Here is a 15194-nt window from a genome sequence, read left to right on the forward strand (position 1 = left end):
GGTCGCCACTGTTCTTCGCCGGGATCGACTGGGCGTCCACCGAGCACGCCGTATGTGTGCTCGACCGGGACGGTCGCGAGGCCGCCGCGTTCACCATCGTCCGCACCGCCGCCTCGGCGGCCTCGATGACCGAGAATCGGCTGGCCGGGTTCTGCGCCAAGAATGCTGCTCCGGTGAGAGGTTCGCCGCGATACTGCTGTGGAGCTGCGGGTAGAACGGCACATCCTGCGATCCGGCCTTGCGCAGCGGTGCCCGTCAGGGAGCTGAACAGCAGGTCGCTGCCTGACTTTGATTTTGAGATCGGCACAAGGGGTGTCATGACGCATTCCTCTGACAGCCGTGGCGAGCCGGCCGGGAGTGCCTCCAGTTTCATCGAAAGCAGACGTTGGGCACTTCACAATTCATGGCTGCAACCGCAGGTTTCTGGTCATTGATTTGTGGTTTCCACGACGGCCTGGGAGACGAGCGGTAGAGGGAAACGACAAGAAATGCAGCGCAGCGGCCGACGTCGGCTGACCGCTGCGACGAGCCAACGAAGTCCGCAATGTCCTACTGAAGCTTAGCGAACCAGTCGGCCCAGAGCGGCTTGCCGCGAAGCCAGGCATCCATGGCCGGCTCGTCGTTGATGTTCTGGATCTCGATGCGCAAGCCGCCCGAGTTACGGAAGTAGGCAAAGCCGAGAATGTCCTCTGGGGTGTTCAACGATTTCCAGACAGTCAGGCACATAACCTGACAGAGAGCCTGGAAGAGATAGGCACGTGACGCGACGTCGCAGGTGGTTCTCGCCCGAGTTCAAGGAGGAAGCCGCCCGCATGATGCTGGACGGCCCCGCACGGTCGCCTCAGCGGCCCGCGAGCTCGCATGAACCCCACCACCCTCGGTAGCCGGGTCAACATGCACAAAACCATCCACCCGAGGCCGAGCAGCCGCTGTCCGGGCCGGAACGCGCCCGGATCCGCGAACCGGAACGCGAGAACACCGAACGGCGCGAAAAGCTGACGTTCCTGAAAAAGCACCGCCGCCTTCCTCGCCGCCGAGACGCGATGACGCTCGCCACATACGAGCTGATCGACGCGCAGAAGGCCACCCGCAGCATCGTCCGGATGTGCCGATGACCGCAGGTGTCCCGCTCGGGCCACCACGAATGGCGCCGACGGCCCGCCCCGCCCACCGCCCAGCGACGCGAGCACCTCAACATGCGCCTCTCCGGCAGCCACCAGACCTACGGCCACCGCCGCGTGCACGCCGCACCGCCCCAAACCGGGCAGCACTACTCGGCGGAACCGGTCCTGGCGCTGATGCGCGAGCCGGAACCGACCCCGGTCCAGGCGCGGGCGCTCCGGCCGGGCACCACCCAGCAGGGCGACTTCCGCGGCATCCCCGATCTGGCCCGCCGGGACTTCACCGCGCCCCGGCCCGGGACCAAACCGGTGGGCGACATCGCCCATATCCGCACCCGGGAAGGGTTCGTCCACCCGGCCACCGTCATCGACCGCCACAGCAAGGCCGTCATCGGCTGGGCGATGGCCGGCCACTACCGCACCGAACGGGTCAAAGACGCCCCGCGCATGGCGATCGACACCGGCCTGGCCGAGCCGAACGCCGTCTTCCCCACCGATCACGGCTCGAACCACACCAGCGACGCCTCTGGCCGATACTGCGCCAACCGGCGGATCCGCCGCCCGGCCGGCCGCACCGGCGTCCGCCACGACCACGCGATGGCCGAATCGTTCTTCACCGCGATCAAAACCGAGTGACCGGACCGGTTCGTCCTCACCACCCGCGCCAAGGCCAGGCAGCAGGTCATCCGCTCCATCGAGGGCTTCTGCAACCGGCGGCGCCCGCACCCGGCGCTCGGCTACCGCACACCCCCTGAGGCACTCGCCGAGCATCCACGAGCCGCACAGGCTCAGCCCACAAGCCGACTGCCCGGAAAATCCCGGGCATCCCATCTTCGATCTTTCCGGCCTCCGTGTCCGATCCACCCCGGCCTCTCTCGTAGAGAACCTCCTGAGCGAGCGTGCCCGTACCATCGGCGGTCTCCCTCGGTGCGGGTAGATGAGCGTGGCCTGGGTGGTCAAGCGGCTCATACGGTTCCTCAGTTCCCGCAGCGTCGCACCCGGCTGGGAGGCGAACCGTTGTCCGTGTGACGCAAATCATGGAAGGGACTGCGGTCAGGGCCCCTTCTTGAGCTTCCTGGCCCACGACCGGGTGAAGGCCGACAGCCGCGGTTCCTTTCCGTCGCGAGGAAGACGAATGCCTCGTCACCGTCTCCGACGTACTTGTCCACGTGGGTGTGAAGCTTCGCTCGGGCAGGGCCACCGTACGGCCCGGCAGCGGACTTGGGCGGCCCGAGGGTCACCGATGCGCCTTTGGGCTCGGTGTCAGGTCGAGGCGCTTCCCTAGACGACTGTGGCCGTGACCGGCCACGCCCCACGGCCCAACAGGTCGAGAACGAGTGCCGCGATGTTCCACGCGTCGTCCTCGCCACGGTGATGGCGTCCTTCGAGCGGCAGCCCGGCGATCTGTAGAGCGTGGTCCATGCCGGGTTCCTTGCGCAGCCCATACGCCGCGGCGAATACGGCCTTGGCGTTGGTGTGGGTGCGTTCCGTTGGATAGCCGAACGGGTAGGCCACCCCGTCGGCCTGACTCTGCCGAGCAAATTGCCGACGGTCGTACTCTCCCCAGCTCGCCCAGGGACGCCTCCCGGCCTCGTACTCCTCGACGAGGATCCGGCATGCCTCGGCGAAGGTGACGCCCCGTTCCACCTCGGCCTGCGTCAGGCCGGTCAGTTCGGTGCAGAAGTCACTCACCGCCGACCGGACAGGACGTACCAAGACACGATGCCGGGACACGCGGCGCCGTACCGACAGGTCCACGACGGTGAGACCAATCTCGATGATCTCGTTCACAGAACCGGGCGGCGGCTGTCCGTCCCAGCAGGTGGCTTCCACATCGATGACGTTCAGCAGGGCGGATTCGCGGCGCATGGGGCCGAAGTTAGGGGTGCGTGCCCGGTTCTGGCACCTCAATTTCCACATGCCCGCACCGTCACCGCCAACGCGACCTCTTCGAACCGGCCCTCCAAAGCCTTGGACTACGCGGTGGAACTGGGAGACCAGCGCGTCATCTCCTACATCCTCATGCGCGAAAGCGCCGTCGCCATCGAGTCCGGCGACCACGGTCACGGTCTGGCCAACGCCGCCCTGACCACCCCCGAGGCGCCACCTCTCGTCTGCGGGCCGTCATCCTGCGCCCCCGTTCTCCCAGCTCAGCCCACCGACACCAGCAGGCGACTCCCAAGCCGACAGCGCCGGTTCGATTCCCGTCGTCCGCTCCGCTTACGAAGGCCCAGGTCATGGACGGTTTCCGGATCTGGCCTTGATTGTTTTCTGGGTTGATTCTCAGCGTCGTGTCAGAACAGGTGACCTTGCTCCTCGGTCGCTGGGTACGGGCGCACCCGCCGAGCCATCGCCTGCCACAAATGGCCAGGAGCACCAAGGCGCGGCATCGCATCCGTCGGCGCGAAGACCATCGGCACCGTGAGGACCGGGTGCTCCACGCCCGCCTTCTTGATCAGCTCACCGGCAACGGCGGTGCTGAGGATGCCGCGCAGGAGGTGATGCGCCGAGACCGTGCTCGGTCAGGCCCGTGTGCCGGATGCGGACCTGGCGGGATGTGATCTCTGTGATTACCCAGCCGCCGAAGATCGGGTTGATGCGTCCTTTTGCCGGAATGGCAAGAAACTTGGGCCCTGACCTCCCTCGACCCTATAGTCGGGGCGACCGACGAGCCCTGGTCGAGAAGGGACGATGACGGCGAAGCACCGGATCCTGGAAGCGGGCGCGGAGCGGATTCACGTCGTAGAACAGGGCAGCGGCCCGCTGGTTCTGCTCGTCCATGGTTTCCCCGAGTCGTGGTATTCCTGGCGGCGGCAACTTCCCGCGCTGGCGGCAGCCGGTTACCGGGCCGTCGCGCTCGACGTACGGGGCTACGGGCGTTCGTCCAAGCCGCAGGACCCCGCCGCGTACCGGATGCTCGACTTGATCAGTGACAACGTGTCGGTGGTCCGGGCGCTCGACGAAAGCTCCGCTGTGATCATCGGCCACGACTGGGGGCGACGATCGCTGCGCAGTCCGCACTCGTTGAGCCCGAGGTGTTTCGTGCGGTCGGATTGTTGAGCGTCCCTTACACCCCGCCCGGCGGGCCTCGGCCAAGCGAAGTGTTCGCGGGAATGGGCGGCGAGCAAGAGTTCTATGTCTCCTACTTCCAGCGCCCCGGACGAGCCGAGGCCGAGATCGAGCCCGACGTGCGCGGCTGGCTCGCTGGGTTCTACAGCGCCCTGTCGGCGGACACGATGACTGCGGCGGGCTCCTCAGACCCACACTTCGTCGCCCAGGGCGGCACACTGCGCGAGCGTTTCCCCACCGGCGCGCTGCCTTCCTGGCTGACGCAGGACGACCTCGACTTCTATGCCGCCGAGTTCGAGCGCACGGGCTTCACCGGTGCCCTCAACCGCTACCGCAACATGGACCGTGACTGGGAGGACCTGGCCACGTACGCGGGTTCCCCGATCAAGCAGCCGTCCCTCTTCCTTGGCGGCACCCGTGACGCCTCCACCATGTGGCTCTCCGACGCCATGGACGCCTATCCGCAGACGCTCCCCAACCTCACCGGCAGTCACCTCCTGGACTGCGGCCACTGGATCCAGCAGGAACGCCCCGACGACGTCAACCGCCTGCTCGTGGAGTTCCTCGACAGCCTCTGACCGGGACTTCCAAGCCGTCGGGCCGAGCCACCCGAGTCGTCGTAGAGATCATTTGGGGGCCTTCCGATCAGAAGGGGGCGTGCCAGAGCAGGTAGGGAGCCACGGGAACTCGACCAGCCCTGGCCTTCACCCCTGTTTTCCCAGCTCAGCCCCTCAAAGCCAGCAGCCGATTCCCAAGCTGACAGCGCGGGTCCGGTTCCCGTCACCCGCTCCGAACACGAAGACCGAGATTCGGGGCTGAGTCCCTGAGCCGGCCGTGATCGTCACCTGAGACGTTCCTCACTTAATGAACGGTGGACCATCGCCGTCGTTTCTCCGAGGAGCGTCAGCCGGGATCTTCCCACCAGCCTTCAAGCGTGCACCTCGGTCACGACATGGACCTCAGGGGCGGGTGCTGCATCGTTATCCCCGGCGGCTGAAGCAGGGGCAGGGGTTCGGGGCCAGGATCCTCGGCGAGGACGACACCGGCGGCCGCGTGGTCGAAGCCGACGGGCCAGCGAGTGCGCTCGCTGGCCACCGCACCGGTCAGACGTGTCTGGAGAAGGTCGGCCGTACTCAGGTCGGCTCCCCGCAGGTCGGCTAGGCGCAGGTCGGCGCGGCGGAAGACAGCGCCGCCCGCGTCGGCCTTGCGCAGGTTCACCTCGCGCAGATCTGCCTCGGTGAAGTCCGCGTCGCGCAGGTCGGTTTCGACCAGCCGTGCGCCTCGCAGGTCGGCCAGGGCGAAGCGGGCACGGCGCAGGAGCGCGGTCTTAAGGTCGGCGTGCCGCAGGTTGACCGAGACGAGGGAGGCCTGCGTCAGGTTGGCGTGGTACAGACCCGCCGCCTCCATACAGGAGCGATCCAGGTTGACCCCGGGCAGCCAGAGCCCGTCACAGTCGGCCCGGCGCAAGTCGGTGATGCTGAGGTTGACCCAGGGCTGCTCTCGATGCCGGCACAGCACACCGAGGCCGGTCAGCGCCACCTGGGCGTCGGCCACCCGGACCTCCAGCGGCACGACGTCGTTGATGGGCGTGTCCGCCGTCGGTGTTTCCGGCCCGGTGGGCGGCCATGGCAGGTGCGTACGCAGGTAGGCGGCTTTGATGGAGATGACGGCCTCACGGTCGCGAGCGGAATGCTCTGCGATCCATGGGGAAGGCCCTCGCCGAGGCCGACAGTCTGTGCGGCGCCGGATACGGCGAGCGGACCGATGAGCGCGCCAACCGCCGCAGCGGCTACCGCACCCGCGCCGGAACCGTGGTTGTCGCGCTATCGCAGGCGGCTTGATTCCAGAGGTGTCTGGCTGAGTGGATCAACGTATGACGGGGTTGCCGGTTGTGGTCGCGTAACGGCGCAGGCGGGCCGGAGGGCTCGCGGACCCCCGCGGTTCAGGCGGTGGGGGCGGTCGAGCGTCGGGCTGAAGCCAGACGCGGCAGAACCTGCCGATGTCGAGGACCAGCGCGGCAAGGTGAGCGGAGAAGTGAGCGCCCGGCCCGCGTCGCGCGGTTCGCCCTCGGCGGCACCGGCCATGCCGGCCGCCGCGAGCAGCGGCCGCCTGGACAGAAATTTGCCCTGACCTGGTCTTACTTGGGGATTTGTCGCGATTTGCTATGTATGCTGGCGATTTAATCTTGGAGAGGTGTGCCAGGAACGACGTCGGCTGCAGGTTTCGGGGGATCAGCATGGCCGCACGCACCGAGCGGATCTTTGAGCGGTTCTACGAGGGACAGTCGACAGAGGGGAGTGTTCGGCCTGCCATCTTGAAGTCGTGGCGCAGGTGTCAGGAGCTCGGGCTCGTCCCGGAGCGGCTCGAATTCGCCGATCCGGTCGAGGTCGACGTGGACTGCGCCCTCGCCCGGGTGGCCAGGCCGGTGTTCGAGCGGTTCCGGGTCGCGATCGCGGACACGGGTACGGCTCTGCTCCTCACCGACGAACGGGCCAGAATGCTGCAGCGTTATGAGAGTGATCTGCAGCTGAAAAGAGCGCTCGACCCCAGGTGTCACTTCCCGGGCGTGGAGTACTCCGAAGCACTTCTCGGGACCAACGCCGCGGGCACCCCCCTGCGTGAGAAACGCTTGGTGCAGGTGGTGGGCTTCGAACATCTGGCCGGATGCATGCAGCCGTTCACCGCCACCGGTGTCCCGATCCTCGACCCGCTCACGGGGCACGCGCGCGGTGTGGTGACGATCTCGTGCCTGAACAAATACACGCATCCGACGATGAGCGTGTTCGCCCGGCAGGTGGCCGAGGCCATCGAACAACGGCTCCTGGAGCAGAGCACCGCACAGGAACGCGCCCTGCTCGACGCGTACCTGCGAACCGCGGACCTGCCCGACCTCCTGCCCGCTCAGGAGGCCGACTCGCTGCTCCGCGATCTCCCCCTCGGCGATCGTCTCGCGCTGGAGGAGAAGGCCGCCGAGCTGATCGCGTACGGGCAACGGGCGGCCGTCGAGGTCTCCCTGTCCCACGGCCGTAACGCCACACTGCGCGCCCTGCCTGGGCCGGAACCCGCCGGTATGGTCGGCGTCGTGGCGCAGGTCCGGATCCAGGGCGGCCGGTGGCAGTCCCTCGCCGACGACCCCGTCACGTCGACATACGATCGGCTGGGCCGTTCGACGGCCCCGTCGGTGACCGTCGCACACCACCAGAACACCGCGAACGTGGATCTTGTCGTCAACGGTAGCGCCGCAGGCGGTGGTGATCCTGTGAGGATCGCGCCCGGCGCGGACCACCTTCCGGTGGTGGGCGACGTGGAGCTCGGCATGGGCGAGAAGGACGAGGCACGGCCGCCGTCCGGCTCCCCGGGGGAGGCGCTCACCCCCATCGCCCCGTGGCTGCTCCTCTTCGGCGAACCGGAGGTCGGCAGACTCGCCACCGCGGCGCGCAAGCGCCTGAGGTTGCTGTGCGAGGCCGCCATGAACATCGGTCAGACCCTCGACGTGGTGCGGACGGCCGAGGAACTCACCGGGGTGACCGTCTCACGGTTCGCCGACCTGGTGACCGTCGATCTCAGCGAGGGCGTCGTGCGCGGTGAGGAGCCCGCGGCGCTCACCGGCGGCCTGCGCCGGGTCGCCGTCCGGAGCGCCCAGGAGAACGTGAGCCCGGTCGCCGCGGGCGAGCCGGTGCGCTACCTCCCTTCCTCCCAGCAGGCGCGCTGTTTGGCGAGTGGGGAGACGGTGCTCTGGCCGGATCCGGGCGGCTCCCGGCCGGTGCGAGTGACCGGAGAACCGGCCTCCTCGGTCATCGCGGTGCCGTTGCTGGCCCAGGACAGGGTGCTGGGGGTGGTGACGTTCACGCGGCGGCAGGCGTCCGATCCGTTCGAGGCCGACGATGTCTCCCTGGCCGAGGCACTGGTCAGCCGTACGGCGGTGTGCATCGACAACGCCCGCCGCTACACCCACGAGCGCGCCATCTCCCTGGAACTGGAACGTGCCACCGCGTCGCTGCAACGGTCCCTCGAACTCCAGCGGCGGTTCACCACCGATGCCTCCCATGAACTGCGCACCCCGCTTGCCGGACTGCGTGCGCAGTTGGAGGAGGCACAGCTGCATCCCGACCAGACCCACCTGGGCGAGCTGATCGACCATGCGCTGCGCGATGTGAACCGGCTCCAGGCCATCATCGACGACCTGATGCTGCTGGCCCGGCTCGGCGCCGACCCGCCTACCGCCTTCAAGCGCGTCGACCTGGCCGAACTCGCCGAAGCCGAAATCCGCAGCCGTACCGGCGACCGCCACGAGGTACGCCTGGACGCGCACCCCGGTGTGATGGTCGATGTCGTCCCCCCGCAGATCTGTCGGATTCTGCGCAATCTGCTCGACAACGCCCAGCGTCACGCCGCGCACAGCATCGTGGTGCGGGTACGCCACACCATCGGTAAGGCGGAGCTCAGCGTCACCGACGATGGTCCGGGAGTCCCCGAAACCGAGTATGACCACATCTTCCAGAGCTTCACCCGCCTGGACACCGCCCGCAGCCGTGATCACGGCGGCACCGGACTGGGACTGGCCATCGCCCGCGGCATCGCCCACGCCCACCACGGCACCCTCGACGTCCAGAACGCGCCCTCTCACGGGGCACGCTTCGTCCTTCATCTGCCGCTCATCAGCCCGTCCCCCACGGAGCAGGGAGCATGACGGCTGTCCTCTTTCACGGCGCCACGCCGTCCAGCTGGGGAAACTCCATGGCCACGGCCTGGCCCCCGGACGGAACGGGCACCCTTGGGCTTCCCTCCGGGCTCCGCACCCCACGGTCACCCGCGACGCACGCCAGAGCGGGGACAGGTCTCAGACACTGACCTGGATCACGATCCCGACAGTGCCGGGTCTCCTTTCTCGTGATCACTCACAACGTGCGACTTCATGTCGCCGGCGGTCGGGGCTGGTTGTCCTGCGCGTTGAGGTGGGCCTGCGGGTCCTCGGCGTCGAAGGGGTCGTCGGCCATGAGGTCGGCGGCGCGTCCGTCGAGTTCGGCCTGCATCTGGTGGGAGCGGGGGATCATGGTCTTCTCGTACGCGCGCAGGGCGTCGTCGATGACGGGGTTGTGAGCGAGGGCGAGGGCGAGTTCGAGGGCGTCGAGCATGGCGAGGTTGACGCCGAGTCCGAGCGGGGGCATGAGGTGGGCGGCGTCGCCCAGCAGGGTGATGGTGGGGCTGGGCTCCCAGATGTGCGGAACGGGCAGGGCGTTGATGGGGCGCTGGAGGTAGCGACCGTCGTTGTCGGTGATGACGCGGCGCAGGCCGGGCGCCCAGTCGCGGTAGGCGTCCAGGAGGAAGGCGCGGATGCCTTCGGTGTCGTCGTGGGTGAGACCGGCCTGGGCGAGCCAGTCGAGGGCGAGACGCTGGATGAGGTAGACGCGGATGTGGCCGCCGCCGTTGTGCTGGGCGAACATGCCGCGCGCGCCGTCGCCGGCGATGGCGCTGCCGTTGCCGACGAACTCGGCGATGTCGGGGTGCCGGGTGTCGGCGTCGTGGAACCAGGCCTCGACGAAGGTGATGCCGGTGTACTGCGGGAGGGCGGCCGAGATCGCGGCTCGGACCGGGGACCAGGCGCCGTCGGCGCCGATGACGAGGTCGGCTTCGGTGGTGGTGCCGTCAGTGAAGCGCAGCAGGCGCGGGCCGTCGGAGGGGCCTTCGACGGCCCGTAGGGCGTGGCCCCACCGGACGGTGCCGGGGGTGAGGGAGTCCAGCAGCATGTCGCGCAGCACGCCGCGTTCGATCTCGGGGCGGTGGGCCTCGTCTTCGTCGGGGACGTGGTGGAAGCCGAGCTCTCCCGAGGTCGCGTCGTACTGGCGCATCTCCTGGCCTTCGGGGCGGCTGAGGGCGAAGAAACTCTCCAGCAGGCCGGCCTCCTTGAGGGCGAGCTGGCCGCTGTCGGCGTGCAGGTCCAGGCTGCCGCCCTGGTCGCGGACTCCTGCGGCGGCGTCGGCTTCGTGGACGGTCACGGCGATGCCGTGCTTTTGCAGGATGGTCGCGCAGGTCAGGCCGCCGGGGCCGGCGCCGATGACGGCGATGCGGGGTGTGTTCACGGTGGTGCTCCGTTTCGTGGTCCGGCCTGGCGGCCGGTGGTGACGGGAGAAGAGGGGTTCAGGCCCGTGCGGGGGCGGGGCGTGCCTTGCCGAGCGGCGCTTCGACGGTGAACGGCGCGGCCACCACGGCGACGGCGCCGGTGGAGATCGGCACGGCGAGCACCGGGGCGGGCTCGGGGACGGTTTTGGGCATGGCGAGATCACTTCCTGTTCCCAGGGGCTTCGGTGGAGAGGCAAGGGCTGCCGACCGCTGCACCGAGAGAACCACACCAGATCCAAAAGTACAACAAGTCAACTTTTTAACCTGAGCAACAAATGGTGTAGGTTGCTTTCATGCTTGATGACAGCCCTGCTCCCATCGGGCGCCGTGAGCGCAAGAAGGCCGCCACCCGCCAGGCCATCGCCGACGCCGCCCTGCGGCTGTTCCTGGAGCGCGGCTACGACGACGTGGGCATCCGCGAGATCGCCGACGCCGCCGACGTGTCCACGACCACGCTGTTCAAGCACTTCCCCGTCAAAGAGGCCCTCGTCTTCGACGAGGCCGAGGACGTCGAGAAGAGCCTGCTGTCGGCCGTACGCGACCGCCCTTCCGGCCAGTCGATCCCGGCCGCGCTACGCGAGCACGCCCTGCGCTTCCGGCGGGCCGGCGCCAACAGCACCCCCGAGTTTCGGGCCTTCCTCGACCTGGTCAACAGCACCCCGGCACTGGGCGACTACCATCGGGCCCTCTGGCTGCGCCACACCACCTCCCTCGCCCAGGCCATCGCCGAGGACAGCGGCCTGCCCGCCGACGACCCCGCCTGCACCGCCCTGGCCCACTTCGCCCTCGAAGCGCCCAGCTCCGTGCGCGACCACCACGACGCCGACGAAGCCATCACCAGCGCCTTCGACCTCCTCGACCGCGGCTGGCAGAACATCGCCCCCCAGCCGTAACCGACGGGCCCGCCCCTCCACCCCCGAGACGGCCGGACGAGCCGGCCGCCGTCCAGGAGACGCCGAGCAGGCAGGACCGGATCCACCACCGGGCTCTCCAGCCGACTCCCAGCGGTCTGCGGCACCGTACGCCGTCGTGGTGGAAGCCCACAGGAGGGGCATCCGCCGGCGTGGGGTAGCCGTCGGCGGCCTGGATCCGGGCGCGTGCCTCGCCGCAGGCGGACAGGTCCTGAGAGGTCCTGCGGCGGGATCCTCCTCCCGGTCAGGGGAGGGCGCGGCCGGTCGCGGCGGCGGCGTAGCGCCGGGCGAGGTGCTCGAAGGCGTCCTTGAGCTCGGGCGGGCCGACCACCTCGAAGTCGACGTCGAACCTGCCGATGGCGGCGGCCAGGGCGACCCAGGACCACGAGCCCAGGACGAGGCGGCAACGGTTCGGGCCGACCTCCTCGACGAGTCCGTCGTGGGTGTACTGGGACACGACGGCGGCGGGCAGGTCGAGGATCACCTCGCCGTGGCAGGACCAGTCGCCGTCGGAGCCCCGGAACCTGCCGTTCACGAAGGCGGCCACGTCGCCTCCGGGCAGCTCGCGCGGGGTGAAGCGGGGTCCCGTTGGGGCGCGGGGGGTGATCCGGTCGGCACGGAAGGTGCGCCAGTCCTCACGGTCGAGGTCCCAGGCGACGAGGTACCAGTGCCCGCCCCGGCTGACGAGGTGATGCGGCTGCACCCGGCGCGGCGGGGGCCACTCGCCGCCGTCGTCTCCTCTGTGCGGCGAGTAGTCGAAGCGCAGCACCTGGCAGGCGTGCACCGCGGCGCTGAGCGCCATGATCACACCGCTGTCGGTCGGCGAGTCCGTCCGGCTGCCCGGCCGCTCGACGGTGGTGATCCGAAGGGTGTCGATCCGGTGGCGCAGCCGAGCGGGCATGACCTGTCGTACGGTGTTCAGCGCCCGTACCGCGGCCTCCTCGATGCCGGCCCCCGACATGGCGGCGGTCTGGAGCGCGACGGCCAGGGCGACGGCCTGCTCGTCGTCGAACAACAGCGGGGGCAGGTCCGTACCCGCCTCAAGCCGGTAGCCGCCGTCGGGACCCTTGGTCGCCACGATGGGGTAGCCGAGCTCGCGCAGGCGGTCGACGTCCCGGCGCACGGTACGCGCACTGATGTCCAGCCTTTCGGCCAGCAGTGCCCCCGGCCAGTCCCTGCGTGCCTGGAGCAGCGAGAGCAACGCCAGCAGTCGCGCGGAGGTCTTCGGCATGGCCCCATACTGCCCTGAGAAGCGGCCACAACCTGTCCTCTTCATCTGTGACTGTTGTCTCGCGCCGGACAACGGCGTCCAGAGACGACAGTCAATGATCAGGAGCCGATATGACCGTCAAGTCCGTGACTCATCTGAACTTCCGTGGCGACGCCCGCGCGGCACTTGAGTTCTACCAGTCCGTTTTCGACGGTGACCTCGCCGTCGTCACCTACAAGGACGCCGGGAGCGTGCAGGACCCCGCAGAGGCCGACCAGGTGATGTGGGGTCAGGTGCTCGCCGACAACGGCTTCCACGTGATGGCCTACGACGTGCCCTCGCGGATGCCGTGGAACCAGGGCGAGAACTCCTTCTTCCTCTCCCTGCGTGGCGAGAGCGCGCAGGAGATCACCGCGTACTGGGACAAGCTCTCCGAGGGCGCCACCGTCGTGCAGCCGTTGGGGCCCGCGCAGTGGGCCCCGCTCTACGGCATGCTCAGGGACCGCTTCGGCGTCGTCTGGGTCGTGGACGTCGTGAGCGAGTACAACGGCTGAACGTCACACGTGGTGCGGGAGTGCGCCTCCCGCACCACGCCCCGGGGCCACCGAAGAAACCGAAGGAGACAGCCGGAATGAGAACGCGTCCGCTGGGGCGGACCGGAATGCAGGTCAGCCCCTACTGCCCGGGCACCATGATGTTCGGCCGGGCCGGCAATCCTGACCACGACGAAAACGTCATCGACACCGCCGACGTGTACTCCTACAGCGAGACCGAGGACATCGTCGAGGCCCAGATCCGATGACCGTTCTCGACATCAGGGCGCTCAACCGCGCGACGCTCGCCCGGCAGCTGCTGCTCGGTCACGCCGACATGCCGGTCCTCGACGCCGTCACGCATCTGTGTGGCCTGCAGGCGCAGGAACCGCAGGAACCGTTCGTGGGGCTCTGGTCACGGGTGCGTGGGTTCGACCCAGCGGTTCTGTCGGACCTGCTGATCCGGCGGAGTGTGGTGCGTACGCACCTGATGCGCCGCACCGTCCACCTCCTGGCCGCCGAGGACGTCCTGGCCTGGCGGGCGCGCCACGACGGCATGCTGCGCCGGCGCGTACTCGGGACCTACCGCAGTGAGCTCGCCGGGGTGGACCTCGACGAGCTCGCGGAGGCGGGCCGGGCGGTGACGGCCGACGGCGAGCCCCGCTCGATGGCCGAGCTGGCGCGGACGCTGGCCGGGCGCTGGCCGGAGCCGGGGCCGCGGGCGCTGGGCGAGATGCTGGTCGCCGCCCTGGTTCCGATGGCGCAGATGCCGCCGCGTGGCCTGTGGCGCAGAAAGGCGGGGGTGCGCAACGTTCCGCTCTCGGCCTGGCTGGGCCGCGAGGTCGACCCCCTCTCCCCGGACGGCCCCGACCTGGCCGGTCAGGCGCTGGTACGGCGCTACCTGGCCGCGTTCGGCCCCGCGGCCACCGCCGACCTGCGCGCCTGGTGCGGCCTGGCCGGGCTGCCCGCGGCGGTCTCCGCGATCCGGGACGAGCTGGTCGGCTTCCGCGACGAGCGGGGCCGGCACCTGCTGGATCTCCCCGACGCACCCCGCCCCGATCCCGGCGTCCCCGCCCCGGTACGGTTCCTGCCGGCCTTCGACAACGCCGTCCTCGGCTACCACGACCGCACCCGCGTCATCGACGACGCCCACCGCGGCCTGTCGGTCACCGGCGCCCGCTTCGTGCTGGTCGACGGCCGGGTCGCCGCGACCTGGAACGTCGAGGGCGGCGCCGTACTGGTCAGCCCACTGCGCCGCCTCTCACGAGCCGAGCGCGACAGTGTGGCCGAGCAGGGGCAGGCGCTGGCGTCGTTCCTGTCCGACGGAGACAGCAGGCGCGTGGAGTTCGCCGCCGTTCCCTGAGATCGAACCACTGTGAGGTTCCGCGAACGCGTTGGCCCGCGGAGCGCGAAACGTCCACTTGGTGATGAGGACGTCTCCTGTGACGGCCCCGGCCCTGACCGGTCTTCGATTCCCGGTCGTCGCGCTCGATGCGCCGGCGGATCGTGGCCAGGGTGACCAGGTCGACCGGCGGAGTGTCTTCGGGCAGGTTCGGCAACCGGTACGCGGCCGGCTCGGAGGCGTTTCGGGGCCACTCGGCTGAGCGGCGCTACTGACCGCCCTCTTCCTTGTCGGCCGCGGACATGGCGAGCATGTCGTCGACGCACCTGCGCATCAGTTGCTCGAACTGGACGAGGTCCTGGTCGCTCCATTCGGCGAAGGCGGAGCCGACGAGCCTCTGCCTGGCCGCCTCAAGCGCGTCCGTGACACGACGGCCCGCACTGGTGATCACGGCTTCCTTGACCCGTCGGTCCGCCGGGTTCGGACGCCGCTCGACCAAGCCGAGCTCGGCGAGTTTGGCCACCTGCCGGCTGACGGTGGTGTGGTCGCGTCCTGCCCGTTCGGCGAGTTCGACCACGCCGATCGGCCCGAACCGCCGGATCCCGACGATCAGTTTGAACAACGAGCGGTCGAGATCGATGCCTGCCTCGGCCATGAGGGCCTCGTCGCGTTGCGGCAGGTTCATCAGCGCGACCAGGTCGACGAGCGATTCGTGCAGGCGCCGGAACGCGATGTGCCGGCGGTGTTGGGAAGCCATGCTCGCCACCGATGCCTTACGTGCCCTTGCGGACGGACGGGGAGATGCCAAGGCGAGGATACCGGCAGCCTCCGGTAGGCCGACGGTGCCCGGCGGCGACGCGGATGCGGGTGGCGAGGCGTGGCGGAGGC

15 protein-coding genes are annotated in these 15194 nt (G+C 69.2%); 8 read left to right on the forward strand and 7 right to left on the reverse strand.

Annotated features, from left to right (window positions below; all coding sequences use genetic code 11):
- Positions 1-549: 549 nt before the first annotated feature.
- Positions 550-702 carry a hypothetical protein gene (locus tag ACIBVQ_RS23335; RefSeq protein ID WP_399179862.1) on the reverse strand — a complete coding sequence of 51 codons (153 nt, stop codon included), beginning with the start codon at positions 700-702 and terminating at the stop codon, positions 550-552.
- 419 nt (positions 703-1121) lie between these two features.
- Between ACIBVQ_RS23335 and ACIBVQ_RS23340 the strand changes: the two genes are divergently transcribed.
- Positions 1122-1757: a DDE-type integrase/transposase/recombinase gene (locus ACIBVQ_RS23340; RefSeq protein ID WP_399179864.1), complete on the forward strand. Its 636-nt coding sequence runs from the start codon at positions 1122-1124 to the stop codon at positions 1755-1757.
- Between the two features lie 645 nt (positions 1758-2402).
- Here the strand turns inward: ACIBVQ_RS23340 and ACIBVQ_RS23345 are convergent.
- Positions 2403-2990: an exonuclease domain-containing protein gene (locus ACIBVQ_RS23345; RefSeq protein ID WP_399179866.1), complete on the reverse strand. Its 588-nt coding sequence runs from the start codon at positions 2988-2990 to the stop codon at positions 2403-2405.
- Between the two features lie 822 nt (positions 2991-3812).
- On the opposite strand from ACIBVQ_RS23345, the gene ACIBVQ_RS23350 reads away from it, so the two are divergent.
- Together ACIBVQ_RS23350 and ACIBVQ_RS23355 are read left to right on the forward strand one after the other, a co-directional pair.
- Positions 3813-4181, forward strand: a complete 369-nt coding sequence (locus tag ACIBVQ_RS23350) for an alpha/beta fold hydrolase (protein ID WP_399179868.1) — start codon at positions 3813-3815, stop codon at positions 4179-4181.
- A gap of 53 nt (positions 4182-4234) precedes the next feature.
- Positions 4235-4768 carry an alpha/beta fold hydrolase gene (locus ACIBVQ_RS23355; protein ID WP_399179870.1) on the forward strand — a complete coding sequence of 178 codons (534 nt, stop codon included), beginning with the start codon at positions 4235-4237 and terminating at the stop codon, positions 4766-4768.
- Positions 4769-5135: 367 nt separating this feature from the next.
- Here ACIBVQ_RS23355 and ACIBVQ_RS23360 read toward each other — a convergent pair whose 3' ends face one another.
- A complete protein-coding gene (locus ACIBVQ_RS23360; RefSeq protein WP_399179872.1) occupies positions 5136-5762 on the reverse strand; it encodes a pentapeptide repeat-containing protein in 627 nt (208 codons plus the stop codon).
- A gap of 742 nt (positions 5763-6504) precedes the next feature.
- Between ACIBVQ_RS23360 and ACIBVQ_RS23365 the strand changes: the two genes are divergently transcribed.
- Positions 6505-8880, forward strand: a complete 2376-nt coding sequence (locus tag ACIBVQ_RS23365; RefSeq protein WP_399179874.1) for an ATP-binding protein — start codon at positions 6505-6507, stop codon at positions 8878-8880.
- Positions 8881-9103: 223 nt separating this feature from the next.
- On the opposite strand, the gene ACIBVQ_RS23370 is transcribed toward ACIBVQ_RS23365, so the two are convergent.
- Together ACIBVQ_RS23370 and ACIBVQ_RS23375 are read right to left on the reverse strand one after the other, a co-directional pair.
- Entirely contained in the window at positions 9104-10270 is a 1167-nt protein-coding gene (locus ACIBVQ_RS23370) for an FAD-dependent oxidoreductase (RefSeq protein ID WP_399179876.1), read from the reverse strand.
- A gap of 58 nt (positions 10271-10328) precedes the next feature.
- The gene (locus ACIBVQ_RS23375) at positions 10329-10463 is read right to left on the reverse strand and encodes a hypothetical protein (RefSeq protein WP_399179878.1); all 135 of its coding nucleotides are present in this window, start codon (positions 10461-10463) and stop codon (positions 10329-10331) included.
- Between the two features lie 140 nt (positions 10464-10603).
- Here ACIBVQ_RS23375 and ACIBVQ_RS23380 point away from each other — a divergent pair, with 140 nt between their 5' ends.
- On the forward strand, positions 10604-11203 hold the full coding sequence (locus ACIBVQ_RS23380; RefSeq protein ID WP_362915046.1) for a helix-turn-helix domain-containing protein: 600 nt from the start codon (positions 10604-10606) through the stop codon (positions 11201-11203).
- Positions 11204-11465: 262 nt separating this feature from the next.
- Here the strand turns inward: ACIBVQ_RS23380 and ACIBVQ_RS23385 are convergent, their stop codons facing one another.
- Positions 11466-12452 (reverse strand): helix-turn-helix transcriptional regulator, encoded by a 987-nt coding sequence (locus ACIBVQ_RS23385; RefSeq protein ID WP_399179880.1) that lies wholly within the window; start codon positions 12450-12452, stop codon positions 11466-11468.
- Between the two features lie 110 nt (positions 12453-12562).
- Between ACIBVQ_RS23385 and ACIBVQ_RS23390 the strand changes: the two genes are divergently transcribed.
- From ACIBVQ_RS23390 to ACIBVQ_RS23400, 3 genes are all read left to right on the forward strand, one after another.
- Positions 12563-12985: a VOC family protein gene (locus ACIBVQ_RS23390; protein WP_352014577.1), complete on the forward strand. Its 423-nt coding sequence runs from the start codon at positions 12563-12565 to the stop codon at positions 12983-12985.
- Positions 12986-13062: 77 nt separating this feature from the next.
- Positions 13063-13233 carry a hypothetical protein gene (locus tag ACIBVQ_RS23395; protein WP_399179882.1) on the forward strand — a complete coding sequence of 57 codons (171 nt, stop codon included), beginning with the start codon at positions 13063-13065 and terminating at the stop codon, positions 13231-13233.
- Positions 13230-14327: a winged helix DNA-binding domain-containing protein gene (locus ACIBVQ_RS23400; protein ID WP_399179884.1), complete on the forward strand. Its 1098-nt coding sequence runs from the start codon at positions 13230-13232 to the stop codon at positions 14325-14327. Before ACIBVQ_RS23395 ends, ACIBVQ_RS23400 begins: the two co-directional genes overlap by 4 nt.
- A gap of 247 nt (positions 14328-14574) precedes the next feature.
- Here ACIBVQ_RS23400 and ACIBVQ_RS23405 read toward each other — a convergent pair whose 3' ends face one another.
- Positions 14575-15063: a MarR family winged helix-turn-helix transcriptional regulator gene (locus ACIBVQ_RS23405; RefSeq protein ID WP_399179886.1), complete on the reverse strand. Its 489-nt coding sequence runs from the start codon at positions 15061-15063 to the stop codon at positions 14575-14577.
- Positions 15064-15194: the final 131 nt, after the last annotated feature.

The organism is Streptosporangium sp. NPDC049376, assembly GCF_044466505.1.
In the GTDB taxonomy this organism is placed as follows: Bacteria; Actinomycetota; Actinomycetes; order Streptosporangiales; family Streptosporangiaceae; genus Streptosporangium.